Origin of the sequence: Halovibrio sp. HP20-59 (assembly GCF_033052795.2) — a bacterium.
Classification (GTDB): Bacteria; Pseudomonadota; Gammaproteobacteria; order Pseudomonadales; family Halomonadaceae; genus Vreelandella.
The window spans coordinates 1-230 of the sequence record NZ_JAWJUW020000202.1; the positions used below are offsets into that span (position 1 = coordinate 1).

The window sequence follows — 230 nt, forward strand, 5'->3', positions numbered from 1 at the left end:
CGATGCCTTGCGCTGGAAGACCGAGGGCCGGCATCCCGGAGAAAGCCTGGAAGAGTGGATCTCGGACGCCGCGCTGGCCGTTGTTCACCCCGATGACGTTGTCGCCCGCGCCCTCGACATCATGATGGCCACTGGTCAAGGGCGCGTTCCCGTAACGGACCCGATAAGCGGCATCCTTGTTGGCCTTCTCACGCGTAAGGACCTGCTACAGGTTCGGGTAACGGTCGTGC

At 63.5% G+C, this 230-nt stretch carries 1 protein-coding gene; it reads left to right on the forward strand.

The features are described from left to right. Nucleotides 1-230, forward strand: a 230-nt coding sequence (locus RZA33_RS19870; protein ID WP_317510139.1) for a CBS domain-containing protein, incomplete at both ends; no start/stop codon positions are given.